Genomic DNA, 18,677 nt, shown 5'->3' on the forward strand with positions numbered 1-18,677 from the left:
ATTGAAATTAGAACGATTGTTCAATTTTTGTATTAAACGATGGAAGGAGTCTACATTGAATAAAAGACGATATGATAGTGATTTAGCCAAAGAAATAATAGCAGAAAAAGCGATAGAGTTATTTTCCTTAAAAGGGTATACAAGAACCTCCATTGATAACATTGCTAAAGCCTCTGGTTATAGTAAAGGACATATATATTATCATTATAAAAATAAAGAAGAATTATTTGTTTATTTAGCTAAAGACAGTATGAAAAACTGGCATGATAAATGGGAAATAGCAGAAAAACAGTATACAAACGCAACTGAAAAATTATATGGAATGGCTAAATTTGTACTTTATAATTACAAAACGCCGTTATTAAGAGCGGGGCAAGAACTTGCCTCTGATCCGAGCACGAATCCTTCTACAGTTCAACAACTTTATGGTTTAGCTGTTGTCCCTTTAAAGGCATATCAACAAATTTTAGATGAAGGTATAAAAAGTGGTGAGTTTTATATGAAAAATGTTGAGGGTTCATGCCTTTTATTAGGTTCATGGCTAGGTGGATTATGTCAATTCATTCATTCAATTGAAAAGGAGAAATTAGAAGTTTTATTTGAAGAAGCTATTAAAATTTTTTTACTCTCTATTTCAAACAAATTTATGTAGCGTGACACGCGAATTAGAACGATTGTTCAAATCCTTACACTCGTCCGTTTTCATTATATGTATAAACAACAGGAGGTTATTTATATGGATGAGCAAAAAATCGCAATTATAACTGGCGGCGCTTCTGGTATTGGTAAAGCTTTAGCCATTCAATTAGCAAATAAAGATATATTTGTAATTATCGCTGATATTAATGAAACTTGTGGCCAAGACCTTGTGAATAATATAAAAAATAATAATCAATTAGCTAGGTTCGAATATTTAGATGTTACTAACGCTGGATCCGTAGAAGAACTTATTATAAAAATAGTTAATGAGTTTGGTAGAATTGATTATATGTTTAATAATGCAGGAATTGCTATGTATGGAGAAGTATTCGATATGTCTTTGGATGATTGGAAACATATTATTGAAATAAATTTATTAGGAGTAATTTACGGAACACAATTGGCTTACCAATTCATGAAAAAACAAGGATTTGGTCATATCATTAATACTGCTTCTGCAACTGGTTTAGGACCAGCTCCCCTTTGTACCGCGTATGCAACAACCAAACATGCTATCGTAGGTTTAACAACTTCATTACATTATGAGGCGGAAGAATACGGTGTAAATGTAAGTGTGCTTTGTCCAACTTTTGTAGATACACCCATATTTGAAAAATCAATTGCAATTAATATGAATAAGAATCAAATTATAAAACAACTAAAAACAAATAAGCCAATTTCAGCTGACAAATTCGCTGAAATTGCACTGAAAGCTATTCATAAAAATAAATTAGTAATTTGTCCAATGCCATTAAAAAAAACGATGGACGTATTCTTCACTTTATTTCCTTATCTTCATAAAAAGCTAATGCGTTTCGTATGTCAAATTGGTCGTAAAGCAAAAATGACGAAAATATAAATATCTGATTATTTTTTATTTACAGTTAAATGTATATGTGATAATATGGAAAAAATCAAATGCAGTGAAGAGAAGAGTAAATAAAATGAATTTTTCACAGAGAGCCCCATTTAGCTGAAAAGGAGTAAAAATTCTTTATTGAACCAAGCCTCTGAGCAGCTCATCGGAACCTATTATTAGGGGATGGTGTGACGGGAGCTCCCGTTATAGAGCTATGGTATAAGCATGAATTAGAATGCAGTACCTGATAAGGTTAGTATGGTGACATATTAACAAACTAGGGTGGCACCGCGATGATAAATCTCGTCCCTAAGATTAAAAGTCTTGGGGGTGGGATTTTTTTATTGTTGTAAAACAATTTTGAAAGCGGGGGCCAAAAATGAAAAATTTACTTAAAGATTGGAAATATCCTTTATTACTATTGTCCGGAGTTGGTATTGCGAATTTAGGGGCATGGATTTACTTAATAGCACTGAATGTACTTGTCTATAATATGGGTGGCTCAGCCTTAGCTGTTGCTACTTTATATGTAATAAAACCATTAGCCACTTTATTTACAAACGCTTGGTCTGGGAGTATGATTGATCGTTTAAATAAACGGAAATTAATGATTCACCTCGATATATATCGTGCGTTATTTATCGCTATTTTACCTTTACTTCCGTCACTTTGGATTGTTTATGTATTCGTATTCTTTATAAGTATGGCCAGTGCAATTTATGAGCCAACTGCTATGACATATATGACGAAATTAATTCCAGTAGAGCAAAGACAACGTTTTAACTCATTACGCAGTTTAATAGGATCTGGTGCATTTTTAATTGGTCCAGCGATAGCGGGGGTTTTATTAATTGCGAGTACACCAGAGTTTGCTATATATATGAATGCTATAGCATTTCTCTTATCAGGATTCATTACATTACTTTTACCGAATCTTGATAAGAAAGAAGATTCGGATACAACTAGTAATACATTATCACTTACAGTATTAAAAAAAGATTGGAACACTGTTATAAATTTTAGTAGAAAACATGTGTATGTCGTATGTGTGTATTTCTTATTTCAAAGTATGTTCGTATTAGCAACTGCTACTGATTCACTTGAACTATCGTTTGCGAAAGAGGTATTACTACTAACAGATAGTGAATACGGTTTTCTAGTTAGTATAGCTGGTGCAGGATTTATTTTAGGTGCCGTAACAAATACAATTTTGTCAAAAAAATTAGCACCTTCATTTCTAATTGGAATAGGATCATTATTCATCGCAATTGGTTATTTAATTTATGCTTTTTCAAATGTATTTTTAATAGCTGCTATTGGATTCTTTATTTTATCTTTCTCTATGGCATATGCAAATACAGGATTTTATACATTTTACCAAAATAATGTTCCCGTTCATATAATGGGACGGATCGGGAGCATATATGGACTTGTTATTGCGTTAGTAACAATCTTTATTACAATACTATCTGGTGTTGCGACTCAGTTCATTTCTATACAACTTGTAGTTATTGTAGGGTCATTAATAATGTTATTTATTACTATCGTCTTGTGTGTGTTTACTTTATTCCCATCACAATCTAAGTTGTATTCTACTGAGTCAATAAAGTGAAATTTTAATCAGGGGAGCATCCCCCACTGATTATCAGCCCTCACCAATCGGGCTTTTACGGGCAGCAGGGTCCCCACTTAACTTCTTTGCTTTCGCTGAATTTTGAGATGGGGGTCCTACTGCCCACAAATAGCGGAATACATTCGAAATGAACTTTGTGTTCTCATTAACAATTTATCGTATTTAATAAAAGGGTTCTTTCTCTTTTATATGGAAAAATTAATAAGGGTAAAGAACAATACCGAAAGACAAGGGTGGTTGTCGTGATAAAAACAAAAGATGAAATTAATAGAATTGTAAAAGAAATACAAAAGAAAATAGATTTCTCTGGAGTAGTTTTTGTAAAAAAAGAAAAAGACTTAATCTATGAAAAAGCAATGGGTTACGCAAACAAAAGTGAATGTATAAACAATACGATACAAACAAGATTCGGCATTGCCTCAGGATGTAAAATCTTCACTGCAATTGGCATCTGTCAACTTGTTGAAAAAGGTGTTATTTCTTTTCATACAAAATTAAAAGATTGTCTAGAGATAAAATTTCCAAACTTCGATGAAGATATTACAATACATCAACTACTAACGCATAGTGCTGGTATACCAGATTATTTTGATGAAAGTATTATGGATAACTTCGAAGACCTTTGGAAACAAACACCTATGTATCTACTAAAGAGCGTAAAAGACTTTTTACCATTATTTCAAAACAATAATATGATGTTTGCACCTGGAAATAAGTTTCACTACAACAACGCAGGTTTTATTATACTTGGATTAATAATAGAAGAACAGACGGGACTTAAATTCACGGAGTATATAGAAACAAACATTTTTAATCCTGTTGGTATGAATGATTCTGGCTATTTTTCGTTAGATAGATTACCAAGACATACAGCTCTAGGATATATAAAGGACGAAACCAACCAAAATTGGAGAACAAACGTCTACTCTATACCAATAAAAGGAGGAGCTGATGGAGGTGCATATGTTACTGCACCAGACATGCTGAAATTTTGGGCGGCACTATTTAATAATGAAATTTTAGGAAAGGAATATACAAGGTTACTTTTAACTCCCCACATTCAAGTAAATGATAAACAATCTTACGGATATGGAATATGGATTGAAACACGAGAAAACAAGGTATTCAAATATCATGTAATGGGATATGATCCAGGCGTCAGTTTTCGCTCGGCTATATATCCAGAATTAGGAATCACTTTAGTTATTCCATCGAATAAAGGGGCAGGACCCGAAAAATTAATGACAGAAATAGAAAGAGCTTTTTAATTATATGGATATAAAAGAAGAGATACGAAAATAATTTAAACGGGTTCATGCTTGTTTCTGTTTTGAAAAATATTTTAGTTAACGAGGAACCCTTTATTTATTAAATAAGGGGTTTTTGTAATTCTGCACAATTACATATAATTATATGGATTTTTAAATTAAAAAACATTACTATATAATTGTAAATTTTAATTATTACTTCATATGAAAGGATGTGTTAACAATTTGTATATGATCAACGGTAGTTTGTTTATTATTTTAGGGGTTATTTGTTATTTAATTGTACGTGGAATATTAATTGGTACCAAAAATAAAAAACATGTGATTTGGTGGAAAGAAATAGTAAGTTTTTTATTCGTGGTTTACATTTGTATGGTTGTTGCAGTAACTTTATTCCCTTTACCAATCGGTTTTCCTTCTAATATTGAAAATCTGAATCGCTCGGTCAATATAATTCCATTTGCATCAATTATTAAAGACATCAATCAAATTGGTAGTGCTTATGATGGGGATGCCCTATTTATGATTGGTCTAATTGTAAGAAATGTAGGCGGGAATATTTTATTATTAATGCCTTTAGGATTTTTAGCACCAATTTTATGGGATAAATATAAAAAGTTCAAAAATACTATTTTATTAGGATTTACTATATCAGTTAGTATTGAATTGCTACAATTAATTCAGTCTTTATTTAGTGGAGTGGGACGTATTACTGATATTGATGATGTAATATGTAACGTTATAGGTTGTATTCTTGGATACTTTATTTATAAAATCACTATAATGCTAGCTGCTAAATTTAACATTCAAGTATTTAATGAGACGGATTCTAAAAGAATAGAAACTATTGATAACTAACAATTCATACGTGTTAAAGTATACATTTATTTTGAATAAAGATGATAAAAGACGTACGAAAAAGTACGTCTTTTTACTTTTATAGATAAGCTTATGGCTATTACATGGTGTAATATAATAAATAGACAATAGTATAATTGGAAATGAATAATACATTAATAAAAAAGTATAAATACATTCATCCCTTGTTTATCAATGCTGTGAACGGTAATACTAAATAACATTGAACTTTTATAACAAGGGATGATCATATGATATTCATTTACACGGATTTCGGCGGAACGCATTCAACTGCACTTGCAGCAGCTTATCATTTAAATAAATTACCAACGGATCGTAAGCTAACAAAAGAAGAAATATTAAATGTAGATTACTTTAATAAATTGAAAACTGAAGATATAGGGAAAATTATTTTTCATGGAGTAGATGAAAATGGTAACCCGGTTTATACGATTGGATGCGGCGCATCAAAAATCGTTGTACCTGCGATGAAGCATTTAGGAGAGATTCTGCAAAAACATTATCAAAGTCATGAAAAGATTATTTTTTCTAATACATCACCAACAGTACCTTTACCAATGACTTTTGGCGGTCTGTTTTCTAGAAGATTTCACATCGACTTTATTGGTGTACCATTACTTGTATGGGGTGCAAAACTTAGCTGTGATAATGTACAAAGACTTGTTAGTTATACGAAAGAAGCCGGACGATTAACAAATGATTATGTTGTAATTTTAGATAATGAAACTTTTAAATAATGTAAGATAAAAGGAAAATCAAGCAAATTTCTTGATTTTCTTTTTAATTTGTGAAAAAGACAAGAAATATTCACATTTATCATCTATCTACTATAGCCAAAACAATAAAGTCCTGTTACTATTACAGGGATATTCTCTTTTCATAACATAAATATATAGAAAAATTAGAAAAGAGGAATTGAATTAAGGGAGGAACAACATGAAGCGTGTTGCTTGGATTACTGATAGTACAACTGCGAGTTTTACAACAGAAGGAGATAACTTTGTTATCCCAATTGAAGTTATTATTGATGGTGTGTCGTACAAAGATTGTGAAGAAGGTGTGCGTGAGCGCGTTTATAATGCTTTAAACGAAGGTAAAACTGTCACTACATCACAACCTAACATAGGGGAAATGGTAGAGTTATTTTCGAAATGCAAAGAAGAATATGAAGAAGGATTTGCAGTTGCTATTAGCGGAAAAGTAAGTGGAACCTATCAAAACATGAAGTTAGCTGCAGAAATGGCAGGTTTCCCATTAACGGTATTAGATAGCGAAACAACAAGTTATCCAATGGATGAACTAATTAGAAAAGCGAAATCGTTATACAATGATGGTATGACTTTACAAGATATACACAAAACATTAGTAGATGAAAAAAGAAGACCTTTCCATGTATTCCCGAAAAGTTTAAAAGGCCTTTATGCAAGTGGACGTGTAAAGGGAGTTCAATTTTTACTTGGAAGTTTATTAAGTGTCAACTTAATATTAGAAGTAAAAGGTGGAGAGCTTTTACTTGAAAAGAAAGTACGTAAAATCCAAAAATGCCGAGAATACATTAAAAATGAACTTGAAAAAGAATTGCCAAAAGTACTTCACATGTTCCATGCTAACGATAAAGATGGAGCTGAAGAATGGATTGCAGATATTAGACAAGCATTCCCTGAAATGGATTTCAAACTATATCCATTACCAATTTCATTTGCAGTTCATGCAGGTGAAGGTACAATAGCAATTAGTTATTAAGAAGAAAACCCGTGAATGATACGCGGGTTTTTTTATTTATAAATGGTGCATACCACGCCACCATCAAGTTGAAGTTTTATAGCGCTCTAGAACGAAATTTGTGTTAACTCGAAACAAAAATCTTATTTTATCATTTTTGGGGAGCAACCACAATTTCTTGACTTGATTTGAGATTAAAAATATAAACCTTTTCCTACTGGCTGAACAGTTTCTAGTACAATATCAACCATTTCTTCATTAAGTAGGGTCCTTATAATCCAAGCTGATAGTTCTTGAGCAGCAAAACAACCTGCAGCAGTCGAGATATTTCCTTCGTTTACGAAACTTTTCTCAATAACGTCTACACCAAATTCTTTAAGTTGTTCTACTGCTGAGGGATATGTAGTAGCTTTTTTACCAGTTAGTAATTTTTTAGCCCCTAATAGTAGTGAACCAGAACACATAGATCCTATTAATTGTCTTTGAGGATCTACATGAATGCTATTAATATATTGTTGATTTTTATATAAATCCTTTACACCTTTACCACTTGCAAATATTACAGCGTCGGCAAAAGGGATATCAGATATGCTTCCTGTCATGGGAATACGCAAGCCAGACATAGATATATGAGTTTCTTCTGTTCCTAAAAGCTGTACATCCCAATCAGAAAGACCACCGACTAAACGTACACGATTTAATAAATCCCATGGTAGAAAAACATCTATATCAGTAAAGTTATCGAAGCAGACTATTGCAATTTTCATTTTCTAACCCTCCACTTATGTATATCATTTTATTTATAATATAAACACCTCCTTTTTATGTTCTATATCAAGTTATAAATCCCTGTATATTACACGTATATGAAGGAGGTGTAGTGATTTTTTAATTCCTCTAAACATAAAAAGATATAAAATCATTTTCTTGGTTTCTATCGATTTTTTGTACAAAACCAAGACCCGTAGCAACAACTCGTATGGTATTGGGGATGAGGATTTTTAAAATTCTCAAGGAAATAGGTGTAATTTATCACACATACAAATAGAAATAAAAACGTCATCCTTTCTTATAAATTCACAGATAGAAACACGTTTTTCGCTTTTAGGGGGCATTGTTTCAGTAGTTTACTAATCTATATATAATATGATTTTTATAATTTCCGTAAAATAATTTTGACGTATTTATTTTTTCAATATAAAATAATATTCATACATCCAAATTTAACCAATAGTATATAAAAGATATATCTTTAGTTTCAAGGGGAAAGGTTAATATAAAAGTAAGGAAACTAGTTACGCTTGCAGTACCATTTATGCTATTATACGTGTCAGTTCAATTAACCAGAATTCTTCAAGGCAATTTCAGCAACTGAACGAAATCAGAATGGATATTATTTTTGAAGAAAAAGTTTAAGGAACAATTGATGAGTTATACCGAAAATCGGAAATTTATAATAGAAAATAAGTTTCATATAGAGGTGAAATTATATGCCTAAAATTGACAATATGTTAGCAATTCTTTGGATGCTTCGTTCAGGTGAAAAAATTACTGCAAAACAAATTTCAGAAAAGTTAGAGATGAATATAAGGACTGTGTATCGTTATATTGATACAATTTCAACTAGTGGAGTACCTATAATTTCAGAACCAGGACATAACGGCGGATACACTTTATTGAACAATTTTATTGAAGCCCCTCTTTTTTTTGATTTTGAGGAGCAAACTTCACTATTTCATGCTGCTGTTTTTGCAGAAGAAGCCGGGTATTATGGAGGTGAAGCATTAAATAGGGCCATTTCAAAACTAAGTAAATACTCAAATCAAGAGCAGGAAACAAAGATAAATCAACATTTAACTAGTCTTGAAGTAATAAGTCGATTAAGTCCGCTCTCTATAGAAACTTTTTTGAAGGAGTTGGAGCAGGCCGTAGCTGACGGGTACTCAGTAAAAATTCTTTACCATAAAAATGGTGAAAAGAAATTAAATTATAGATTGGTCGATCCATACAGAATTATCTATTGGAATAATAAATGGTATGTGATTGGATTTTGTCATCTTAGGAATGATATCCGTAGTTTTAGAGTAGATCGAATTGAAAGTTTAATGCTAACGGAAAATAAGTTTAACCGGCCAGAAAATTTTTCAGCACGGGACTTTTTTATAAAAAGTCTTCTTCCAACTATAGAAGATAAGAAAGATATTATTTCTTTGGTTATTAATGGGGATAAAAATGTATTAGCTGATATTTGCCAACATTGGTTTTTAGGACATTATTTACAAGAACGGACTTCAAATCAAGCAGTTTTTCTTCTTGAAAAAGATATGATACATACATATGTACCTTATTTACTTTTACCGTACAATAAATCTATTAAAGTTATTGAGCCAATAAGTCTTAAGAAAAGACTTATTGAAGTTCTGTCGGAATTAATAAAATTTCATCAAGTATGATAACTTCCCTGACGTTAACTGTCAGGGAAGTTATATTATAATAGCTATATAAATTGTGATTGGAGTGTTATTGGATGCAAACAAAAAAAGTTTTGCTATATGTATTTAATACAATGTCGGACTGGGAATATGGATATTTAATTGCTGAACTAAACTCAGGAAGATATTTCAAAAAAGATTTAGCACCTTTAAAAGTAATTACAGTAGGAGCTAATAAAGAAATGATTACTACTATGGGAGGACTGAGCATAAAACCAGATATTTCCCTTGATGAATGTACTCTTGAGAGTAAAGATCTTTTAATTTTATCAGGAGGGACTACTTGGAGCGAAGAAATTCATCAACCTACCTTGGAAAGAATTGGCCAAGCTCTAAAGATTGGCACTATTGTTGCTGCAATTTGTGGTGCAACTGATGCCCTAGCGAATATGGGATACTTGGATACTAGAAAGCATACAAGTAATAACTTAGAATATACTAAAATGGTATGTCCTAACTATAAAGGAGAAAAGTTTTATGAGTTGGGATCTGCGGTATCTGATGCGAATTTAGTTACTGCATCAGGAATAGCTCCTCTGGAATTTGCAAGGGAGGTACTGAAAAAAATAGATGTATTTACACCAGATGCATTACATTCATGGTATAACCTAAATAAGACTCATAAACCTGAATACTTCTTCCAGTTAATGAATTCAATAAAGAAATGAAATAATTAAAAAGCGCAATTTCTCTGTTTTGATTTGCAGAGAAATTGCGCTTTTTAATTTGGAATTCCCTTATCATTGTAAATCGGCATTTTCCTGACGCTCCCCCTATGTAACCTTCTATAGTAATCCTACTCCAACAATTCAATAAAGCGATGCTATAATGTCCGTTTATAGGTACACTTCATTAAGTAGAGAGTAATAAATCTATTTAGGTTTAATAATTTTGATACTGACAATTTAACATACATAAAACCAAAAGTTGCATGTTATATTATTAGGCACAACAATATAAATAATACTATTTGTTTATTCCGTAAATAATGCTGATAAAAAAAGGTGAAAGGATTTTTAAAGGTAAAAATAGAAATCTATATAAAAAAATATTTAAATGGTAGGGATATTATGAAAATCGGTAAGTTTGGTAAAGTAAATAACATAAGTATTGATACAATTAGACATTATATGGATCTCAGTCTCATTATTCCTGAAAAAAAAGGAGGGCACTATTTTTTTGATGAGTATTGTCAAAGAGATTTAGAACTTATATTACATTACAAAGATTTAGGGTTTAGCTTGAATGAAATTAAAGAACTATTTTTTTATAAAAATTTAGCGAAATCTATGAATTACGAAAAAATTACCTTTTACCAATCTTTATTTAAACTAAAATATGACGAAATGGAACAGGAAATAGAACTTTTGGAGAAGAAACGGGATAAATTAAAGGAAGTGTTACATAATTTATCTATAGAAACTGAAATTTCGAGTTCAATTTTAGGGGTAGATTTAAAAGTACTTCATTTATTTAAATGTGTTAAGTGTAACGGAAATTTAATTCTTGAAGATGGCATTATTAATAAAAATCAAATTGTTGAGGGGAAATTAATTTGTAATTGTGGTGAAGAATACGCGATTACTTCCGGAGTTTTAACAGCTGGAAAATTATTTGAGGTGTATAAGAGGAAATCACTTGAAGATTCTATTTCAGATTATATCCATGAAACGGATACTGCTTTTTTGGAAAATGTTCAAAGAGGAGGAGAATGGGCGAAAAAGAAACTAATGCAATTAGATTTAAATGAAAAAATACTACTTGATTTAGGGTCTGGTATTGGGTTCTTTTTACGAAATATTTATGAAGAACTACCGGAAGAGTGTTTATATATTGCTGTTGATCGAGATTTGAATAAACTTTTACTTTTAAAAGATGTAATTGAGAGAAGAAATTTGAAAAGAAATATTGTATTTATCTGTGCTGACTTTCTAAACATTCCTATTCAGAATTATTCTGCTGATATTGTAATCGATCAATCAGGTACAAGTAATTATAGTTTTGAACATGAGGAGTTCTTATTGTGCGAATTAAATTCCCTTTTTAAACACAATTGTTATTTATTAAGTTCATTTATTTTATTTAATAAATTTAGTATAAATAGCCAAATTGCACCTAGACTCAGAGAGAATTTTACATCTGCAAAAGTAACAAAAGAAATCGGAAATTTACAGTTTCAATCTATTGATGAAAGTACTTCAAATTATTTGATACGAGGGGGAAGATACGAGGATTTCTTTGTTCAAGGAGAAGAAATTTATACATATTCATTTTTCGGAAAAAGATGGGGTTAACCCCATCTTTTATTTATTTCCCCTTAAAACTTTTCAAATAGTACATATTGCTATTGGGTTGACCCAAGAACTTACAATGTACGTAACACAAAGTTAGGCAGGGGGAAAAGTGATGGGAAGTTTACGATTATATATAGAAAATAAAAAAAGAAACCAAGAACTAAGAAATATTTATTTATATTCAATTGCAAAAACAGTATCACTATTTGGTAGCTCTATTTATAGTTTTGCATTAGGATTGTATGTTTTACAAATAACCGGATCTGCGTTAAATTTTGCAATTTCGCTCATATTAGGAACGATTCCAATGATTGTTATGAATCCATTTGCCGGTGTCATTGCTGATAAGGTTGATAAAAAGAAACTGGTTATTTGTATGGATTTACTAAGCGGATTCTTATTAATAACTGTTTATATATTAAGCAGCTATTATGGATTAAACTTATTCATCATTTATACTACTACCTTTCTTATGACAGTATTTACAACTTTTTTTGGAATAGGTTTAGAGGCCGTAAAACCGAATATGGTCACTAAAGAGTGGTTAATGAGTATTAATTCTATAAGTAAAATTATCGATTCTATATCTTTAATTCTAGGGCCTATGTTAGGGGGGTTGTTTTTGCAGTCTTTGATATTAAAATTTTTATAATTATAAATGGTATTTCATTTATCCTTTCGGCTATTTCCATATTGTTTATTAACTTTAAATTGTTTGAGCAAAACATAAATGAGGAATGTTCAATTAGAGAAATTAATTTTATCGAAGATATAAAGGAGGGATACTCTTACTTATTGGAGCGGAAAAGCTTAAAAAATACTTTTAGTATTTTAATTTCTCTTAATTTCTTTTTAGGCTTTGCTGTAACTGTTCCGTTGCCATACATTATTAACACAGTTCTCAATCTTAGTTCTAAGCAATTTGGTTTGATTCAAGGGACTTTTCCAGTAGGTATGATAATTGGTGCGATTTTAGTGAAAAAGATAACCGATCGTTTTTCTTACGCTTATCTTTTGAAAAAGTTAAGTTTTATGTTGGCGGTTTTTATGATAATTTCAGGGATACCTGTTTTATTTAAATCTATTGTAGTAAATAATTTGGTATATGTTACTACGTATTGCATGATTATGTTCTTTTTAGGATTTATGATAGCACAAATTGATATTCCTTTAATGTATTTCATGCAAAATGAGATTCCTGAAGAATATAGAGGAAGAGTTCTTAGTATTGGATTAAGCTTAGGTAAAATAATGCAGCCAATAGCACTTGCAATATCAGGACTATTATTAAATTTCATTCCAGCCTACACGCTTCCCATTGCAGGGGGGATTGTATTTTTTACTTTGAATAAAATTTTAGCAAATAAGTTAAATTTAGAAATTCATTCAAAAGATTATAGTGTTTAACGTAACTTAAAAAGCACAGGATGCTGATCCTGCGCTTTTCTATCGTAATTCAGCGGTTTTTCTAATGACAATCTTATCAATATCATCTTCTTCATCACCAATAAATAATCCGCGTTCTTTTAAATACGCTTCAAAATATAAATCTGCTTCAGCGCGTTCGTCATATGGCTTTACAGAGAGAACGAAACCTAATTTGTTTTGTTCTTCTAAGTGAGAAGTGGAGATGTAAGCCGGTACATTATGGCGTAAAAAGAGTTCTTTAACCGGAATAATCATATCTTTCATTAATTTCGTTAGCATACCCATTTCAAACTCGAAATTAAAGCGATCTATACTAGATAAATCAGCGAATACTACACCGATAAAACCTGTATTAAATACTTCTTGATATTCTACATCTTCATCATGGCCGCCATAAAAATTCTTTTCGATTAAATAATTTACAAAATAAGCAATGCCATCACTTTGTTCAAATGGTTTCGTTGAAAGAACAAAACCAATTTTCTTTTGTTTATGTAAATACACACATGACATGTATGCTGAAATGTTATGTTCTTTAAATAAAGCACTTGTTGCTCCAGAGAGACCATCTAGTACGTGATGAACAATTTGAAGTTTTTTACGAGCGAAATAATAGGATTTCTTTTGTAACTCCAATGTATCAATAAAGACAGAGCCGATAAAGCCTGTATTTGAAATAATAGGTGCTTGCTTTTTTCTTCCTCTGCGCTTTAATGGAGCCATTGTTAAAATCATCCCTTCATGTACGTTTAAAATAAAAAAGAACGTTTGTTCGTATATCTATATTTTACTATTAAAACGCTATAAAGTAAAGGGTTTTTGATGAAAATATAACAAAAAAGACACCTTATAAAAGGTGCCTTAAACGCTGTAAGGGATAGGGTTTACCCTAACTATTTATATTATGATACAGAAACAATCTCTTCTGTATCTTCTACATCTAAATGACAGTCCATAGTACGAACATCTTGATCTTCATGACTTCCGAAATAAATAGTAATTTTCATATGTATCGCTCCTTTATTCTAGGAATACCTAAAATAATTACTAGTAATGTTAATATTTATTATATACCACTTTTTTCATTCCGACAACGTTATATCATTTTTAATTATTTTAAACTATAGAGCACAATTTAAAGAGGTACTTTTTATAGAAAATGGTAAATTTCTAATATGTTATATTTAATATAGAAAAATTCGAGTGTTACTTTTTATGAAAAGGAGAACTATTGATGAATTATAAACAACTACTACTAGATAACTTTGCATTTAAAACTTCATATGTTGCACAATTTGTGCCCGGAATGAGTATAAAAAAAACGAAAGATTATATTGCTGTTGATTGTGGATTACCTGCCGATACATTTAATATCATCACTCTACTAAACAATAATTTAACGGAAGGGATCGAGAAATTATATAAAGAGGTAGAATACTATTATCAAAGAAATTTTCCAATGAGTGTTTGGTTATGGGATGAGGAGCAAGAGCGGGATATAAAAAGTGAGTTAATTAAAATCGGTTTAAAAGAAGTGGAACAGAATATTGCGATGGTAGCAGACTTAAAAACAATTTCCCCAACAATAAACATGCCAGTAAGTTTTACTATTCAACAAGCATCTTCACCTGGACAAATAAATAAATTTGGAGAAACGTTAGCTGATCTATTCGGCACATCAGAAGAAGGTATACATGTACAAGCATTCTATAATCAAATTTCTAATCTTGATATATGTAACAGTGAGAATATGAAATTATTTTTAGGGTTATATGAAGGTGAAGTCGTAACTGTTGGTTCATTGATATGTTCAAAAGATAGTATTGGTATTTATGACATAGCAACGAAAGAAGGAATGAGAGGACGAGGGTACGGATCTGCTATGTTCAATTTCCTGCTGCAAGAAGCACATAAATTTAAAAATACGTATTGTGTATTACAAGCTTCACCCGATGGAATCAATATTTATAAAAAATCGGGATTTCAAGCTATCGGCAAAATGACTGTATTGGAAAATCGACATTTAATTGAGTAAATCATTCAAGTTAAATCGTCTTTATATAGGAGCTTATAAATCGTTATGAAAAAGATATATCTCGTTACAATAATTTGTGCCTTTATAATAATAAGTATCTTTGTTTTTCAGAAAATTAATGAACATAAGTATACTAAAGCTATGAATCAATCAAATCATATAAAAAATATCGCACATAGAGGTGCTTCTGCGTTCGCGCCTGAACATACAATAGCAGCATATCAATTAGGACAAAAAATAAATGGAGATTATATAGAAATTGATCTCCAAATGACAAAAGATGGGCATTTAGTGGCAATGCATGACGAAACCTTAAACCGTACAACAAATGGTACTGGGCTAGTGAAAGAGCATACATTAGAAGAAATAAAGCAACTAAATGCTGGTTCTTTTTTTAATGAAAAATATCCGAACTTAGCAAAGAAAGAATTTGAAAATGTTAAAGTCCCAACATTAACAGAAATTATTAAAACGTTTGGGCATAATGCGAACTATTATATCGAAACAAAATCACCTAATGAATATCCAGGAATGGAAGAAAAATTATTAGAAATTATTAATCATTATGAAATACAGGATAAAGTTATTATTCAATCGTTTAGTGAAGAAAGTCTACAAAAGATTCATGGCTTAAATAGTAATATATCCTTAGTACAATTATTACCTTATAAAAAAGCAGTTCAATTAACAGAATTAGAGATAGAAAAGTATAAAACGTACTGCATAGGTCTTGGTATGAATTACAAATATATTGATTCAGATTATGTAAAGAAAATAAAGAAAAGCGGATTAGAAGTTCATCCATTTACAGTAGATAATGAAAAAGATATGAAAAAGTTACTTTCATGGGGAGTCGATGGGATGTTTACTAATTATCCGGATCGTTTACATTCAATATTATTGGATTTGAAAAGTCATGAATAAGAAGTGTTATTCATAAAGGAAAAATTTACAAAACCTGCATATTAGGATTATCAATGCAAGAAGGCATGTAGCATATAAAAAGAAAATACCAAAAATCGCAACTTGAAGACTTAGGTTGTGGTTTTTTTATTGCTTCGATTTCAACTTACAAAGTTTGAAGCTAGAAGTGAAAACCTTTTTAGCTGAATTGGCTTCCTATGTATTTGTACTTCGTATCGTTCTAGGTATATGTACAACCCGTGAGACGAGTTTTGCATAGGATAATAGAAAAGGAGATGTTGCATATTGAAATACCACAATAGAAATGTAAGTAATCTGAATAAATTAGCGGATAATACGAAAGCTGCAGCTTTTAAGTGGTATCAGTACTGTATCGACAATGGAATTGAAGTATTAATTTATGAAACAATCCGTACGGTCGAGCAACAACGTGAATATGTTCGTAAAGGAGCATCACAAACGATGCGCTCATATCACTTAGTAGGACAGGCATTAGATTTTGTTCCAATTCAGTCGAATGGTACAGAAGATTGGAATGGCTATAATAAAGAACCGTGGGCTTCAGCAATTCGTTATGCTAAACAAATTGGTTTCGAATGGGGCGGTGACTGGAAAGGATTTGTGGATAGCCCGCATTTGCAATATAACTACAAAGGGTATGGAACGGATACTTTTGGAAAAGGTGCTCAAAACGTAGTGACTCCTCCCACGTCGAATGATAATGTAGGGGTTGCTTATATTAACGGTAGTAATGTAAATTTACGAAAAGGACCTGGTACTGGATATGGCGTTATTCGTCAATTAGGGAAGGAGAGTCCTACAAAGTATTTGGACAATCAAATGGCTGGTTAAATCTAGGTGGCGATCAGTGGGTTTATAACGATCCATCATACATTCGTTATACGGGAGGAAATGTACCAGCAACTTCACAATCATCAAATGATGGTGTAGGTGTAGTTACTATAATCGCGGATGTATTACGTGTTCGTACCGGCCCTGGAACAAATTACGGCATTGTGAAAAACGTGTATCAAGGTGAAAAATATCAATCGTTTGGATATAAAGATGGTTGGTATAATGTTGGTGGAAATCAATGGGTTTCTGGTGAATATGTTACGTTTGTAAAGTGAAAATAAGAGCCGTCCAGTTGGGCGGCACTTTATTTTAAATATTCATAGGGCGAACACTTATAATATCATTCGTGATACATAGAGTATAATTTTCATTCTAATAATCAGAAAGTAATCAAAATGTAATTAATTTCAACTACGCTTTTTATATTTTTTTGATACACTGGCTACGAGGGGGATACCAATTAAGGTCGGTAAAAACCAAAACCATATTGGCGGAAGTAAATTTATAATGGGAATATGGATGCCGACATTTACTAAAAGCGCGGTGACTGCACCAATATAAGAACCTAACATGCCTCTAATGTGGTGATGGAGCCAATTTTTCCAACGTTTTTTTCGTGCAAGGTATCCATAAATCGCAAATGAATAAGAGAAGATTGCTACATAAAATAAATATGCGATTTTATCCCAGTTGATAATGGATAATATTATTGCTGTAAGGGTAATGACAACATAGGATGCATGATATATTTCGCCCCATTCGGTATGTTTTCCTTTCTTCTTTTGGGCAACCATCGCTACAATACCAGTGATTAAGCATATTGTTCCAAATAGGATGTGTATGGTTAAAAGAATGTTAAAAATGCTCATAATAATTCCTCCTTTTTTATTTTTATAGTATTGCAGTATAGGAGAAAAGTTGAAAAATATAGTTAGTTCGGCTTAATATATTGAAATAAAGGTACTCCTAGAACAAAACCCAATGATTTTAATATTTAGTGAGATGATTATTATGTTAAATGAAGGAGAGACTTCTATGTTTACATCTATTACATATTTACAATCTGGCAATGAGAAACAACAAAAAATATATGATGTTTTGAATAGCCTAAACATAATGGAGGATTTAGCTTTATATAATCCCGTTCTTTGCGGGACAATCCCTATAAGAATTGATACTCCTCAATCTGACTTAGATATTGTAATGGAAGTATATAATTTTGATGTTTTTGAGCAGGAAATGAGATCTTTATATGGTTCTTATGGAGGGTTCAACATAAAAAAGAAAAAAATTAAAGGTACTGAATCGATAAAGGTGAATTTTGAATTCGAAGGTTTTGAATTTGAATTATTTGCTCAACCGAAGCCAGTGCGTAATCAAAATGCATATAGACACATGATAGTGGAGCACATGCTATTAATGCAGCATCCCCATATAAGGGAAGAAGTTATTCGCTTAAAGGAACAAGGTTTAAAAACAGAACCTGCTTTTGCTCAAGTATTAAATATTGACGGAGATCCTTATGAAGAACTTATTTTATTAGGGCAGGAAATGAAATTGTGGTAAATAAGATACATAAAAAAATCCTC

At 31.3% G+C, this 18,677-nt stretch carries 16 protein-coding genes, 2 pseudogenes and 1 other annotated feature; of the genes and pseudogenes, 15 read left to right on the plus strand and 3 right to left on the minus strand.

The features are described from left to right. Positions 1–55 precede the first annotated feature (55 nt). The 7 genes from V7S45_RS13020 to V7S45_RS13050 all read left to right on the plus strand — a co-directional run bounded on the left by V7S45_RS13020 (position 56) and on the right by V7S45_RS13050 (position 7,081). Complete coding sequence (locus V7S45_RS13020) at positions 56–652, plus strand: TetR family transcriptional regulator C-terminal domain-containing protein (RefSeq protein WP_342761890.1); 597 nt, start codon at positions 56–58, stop codon at positions 650–652. A gap of 84 nt (positions 653–736) precedes the next feature. Continuing rightward, a complete protein-coding gene (locus V7S45_RS13025) occupies positions 737–1,558 on the plus strand; it encodes an SDR family oxidoreductase (protein WP_000344275.1) in 822 nt (273 codons plus the stop codon). A gap of 55 nt (positions 1,559–1,613) precedes the next feature. After that, positions 1,614–1,872 (plus strand) — a binding site (T-box leader). 65 nt (positions 1,873–1,937) lie between these two features. Next, a complete protein-coding gene (locus V7S45_RS13030; protein WP_063245460.1) occupies positions 1,938–3,170 on the plus strand; it encodes an MFS transporter in 1,233 nt (410 codons plus the stop codon). 263 nt (positions 3,171–3,433) lie between these two features. Continuing rightward, complete coding sequence (locus V7S45_RS13035) at positions 3,434–4,459, plus strand: serine hydrolase (RefSeq protein WP_342761891.1); 1,026 nt, start codon at positions 3,434–3,436, stop codon at positions 4,457–4,459. A gap of 225 nt (positions 4,460–4,684) precedes the next feature. Continuing rightward, positions 4,685–5,317 carry a VanZ family protein gene (locus tag V7S45_RS13040; RefSeq protein ID WP_242278171.1) on the plus strand — a complete coding sequence of 211 codons (633 nt, stop codon included), beginning with the start codon at positions 4,685–4,687 and terminating at the stop codon, positions 5,315–5,317. Between the two features lie 251 nt (positions 5,318–5,568). Continuing rightward, positions 5,569–6,075: a DUF3189 family protein gene (locus V7S45_RS13045; protein WP_088338209.1), complete on the plus strand. Its 507-nt coding sequence runs from the start codon at positions 5,569–5,571 to the stop codon at positions 6,073–6,075. A 199-nt stretch (positions 6,076–6,274) separates the two neighbouring features. Further along, positions 6,275–7,081, plus strand: coding sequence for a DegV family protein (locus V7S45_RS13050; RefSeq protein WP_000831945.1), 807 nt, complete (start codon positions 6,275–6,277; stop codon positions 7,079–7,081). Between the two features lie 173 nt (positions 7,082–7,254). Here V7S45_RS13050 and V7S45_RS13055 read toward each other — a convergent pair whose 3' ends face one another. Then, positions 7,255–7,827: a DJ-1/PfpI family protein gene (locus V7S45_RS13055; RefSeq protein WP_000684454.1), complete on the minus strand. Its 573-nt coding sequence runs from the start codon at positions 7,825–7,827 to the stop codon at positions 7,255–7,257. Positions 7,828–8,550: 723 nt separating this feature from the next. Here V7S45_RS13055 and V7S45_RS13060 point away from each other — a divergent pair. From V7S45_RS13060 to V7S45_RS13075, 4 genes and pseudogenes are all read left to right on the plus strand, one after another. Continuing rightward, positions 8,551–9,513: a YafY family protein gene (locus V7S45_RS13060; RefSeq protein ID WP_001124128.1), complete on the plus strand. Its 963-nt coding sequence runs from the start codon at positions 8,551–8,553 to the stop codon at positions 9,511–9,513. Positions 9,514–9,587: 74 nt separating this feature from the next. Then, entirely contained in the window at positions 9,588–10,220 is a 633-nt protein-coding gene (locus tag V7S45_RS13065; RefSeq protein ID WP_342761892.1) for a type 1 glutamine amidotransferase family protein, read from the plus strand. Between the two features lie 402 nt (positions 10,221–10,622). Then, entirely contained in the window at positions 10,623–11,846 is a 1,224-nt protein-coding gene (locus tag V7S45_RS13070; RefSeq protein ID WP_242278211.1) for a methyltransferase domain-containing protein, read from the plus strand. A 112-nt stretch (positions 11,847–11,958) separates the two neighbouring features. After that, positions 11,959–13,253: pseudogene (locus V7S45_RS13075) on the plus strand (MFS transporter). A gap of 39 nt (positions 13,254–13,292) precedes the next feature. Here V7S45_RS13075 and V7S45_RS13080 read toward each other — a convergent pair. Then, on the minus strand, positions 13,293–13,997 hold the full coding sequence (locus V7S45_RS13080; protein ID WP_053564316.1) for a hypothetical protein: 705 nt from the start codon (positions 13,995–13,997) through the stop codon (positions 13,293–13,295). 511 nt (positions 13,998–14,508) lie between these two features. Between V7S45_RS13080 and V7S45_RS13085 the strand changes: the two genes are divergently transcribed. From V7S45_RS13085 to V7S45_RS13095, 3 genes and pseudogenes are all read left to right on the plus strand, one after another. Next, entirely contained in the window at positions 14,509–15,309 is an 801-nt protein-coding gene (locus V7S45_RS13085; protein WP_342761893.1) for a GNAT family N-acetyltransferase, read from the plus strand. A gap of 45 nt (positions 15,310–15,354) precedes the next feature. Then, complete coding sequence (locus V7S45_RS13090) at positions 15,355–16,233, plus strand: glycerophosphodiester phosphodiesterase (RefSeq protein ID WP_000725645.1); 879 nt, start codon at positions 15,355–15,357, stop codon at positions 16,231–16,233. A 285-nt stretch (positions 16,234–16,518) separates the two neighbouring features. Continuing rightward, positions 16,519–17,363, plus strand: a pseudogene (locus V7S45_RS13095) (M15 family metallopeptidase). 132 nt (positions 17,364–17,495) lie between these two features. Here the strand turns inward: V7S45_RS13095 and V7S45_RS13100 are convergent. Continuing rightward, a complete protein-coding gene (locus tag V7S45_RS13100) occupies positions 17,496–17,957 on the minus strand; it encodes a DUF2306 domain-containing protein (protein ID WP_000021744.1) in 462 nt (153 codons plus the stop codon). 166 nt (positions 17,958–18,123) lie between these two features. On the opposite strand from V7S45_RS13100, the gene V7S45_RS13105 reads away from it, so the two are divergent. After that, complete coding sequence (locus V7S45_RS13105; protein WP_000495197.1) at positions 18,124–18,654, plus strand: DUF4269 domain-containing protein; 531 nt, start codon at positions 18,124–18,126, stop codon at positions 18,652–18,654. The last annotated feature ends 23 nt before the right edge of the window (positions 18,655–18,677 follow it).

Origin of the sequence: Bacillus sp. BR3(2024) (assembly GCF_039134555.1) — a bacterium.
In the GTDB taxonomy this organism is placed as follows: Bacteria; Bacillota; Bacilli; order Bacillales; family Bacillaceae_G; genus Bacillus_A; species Bacillus_A cereus.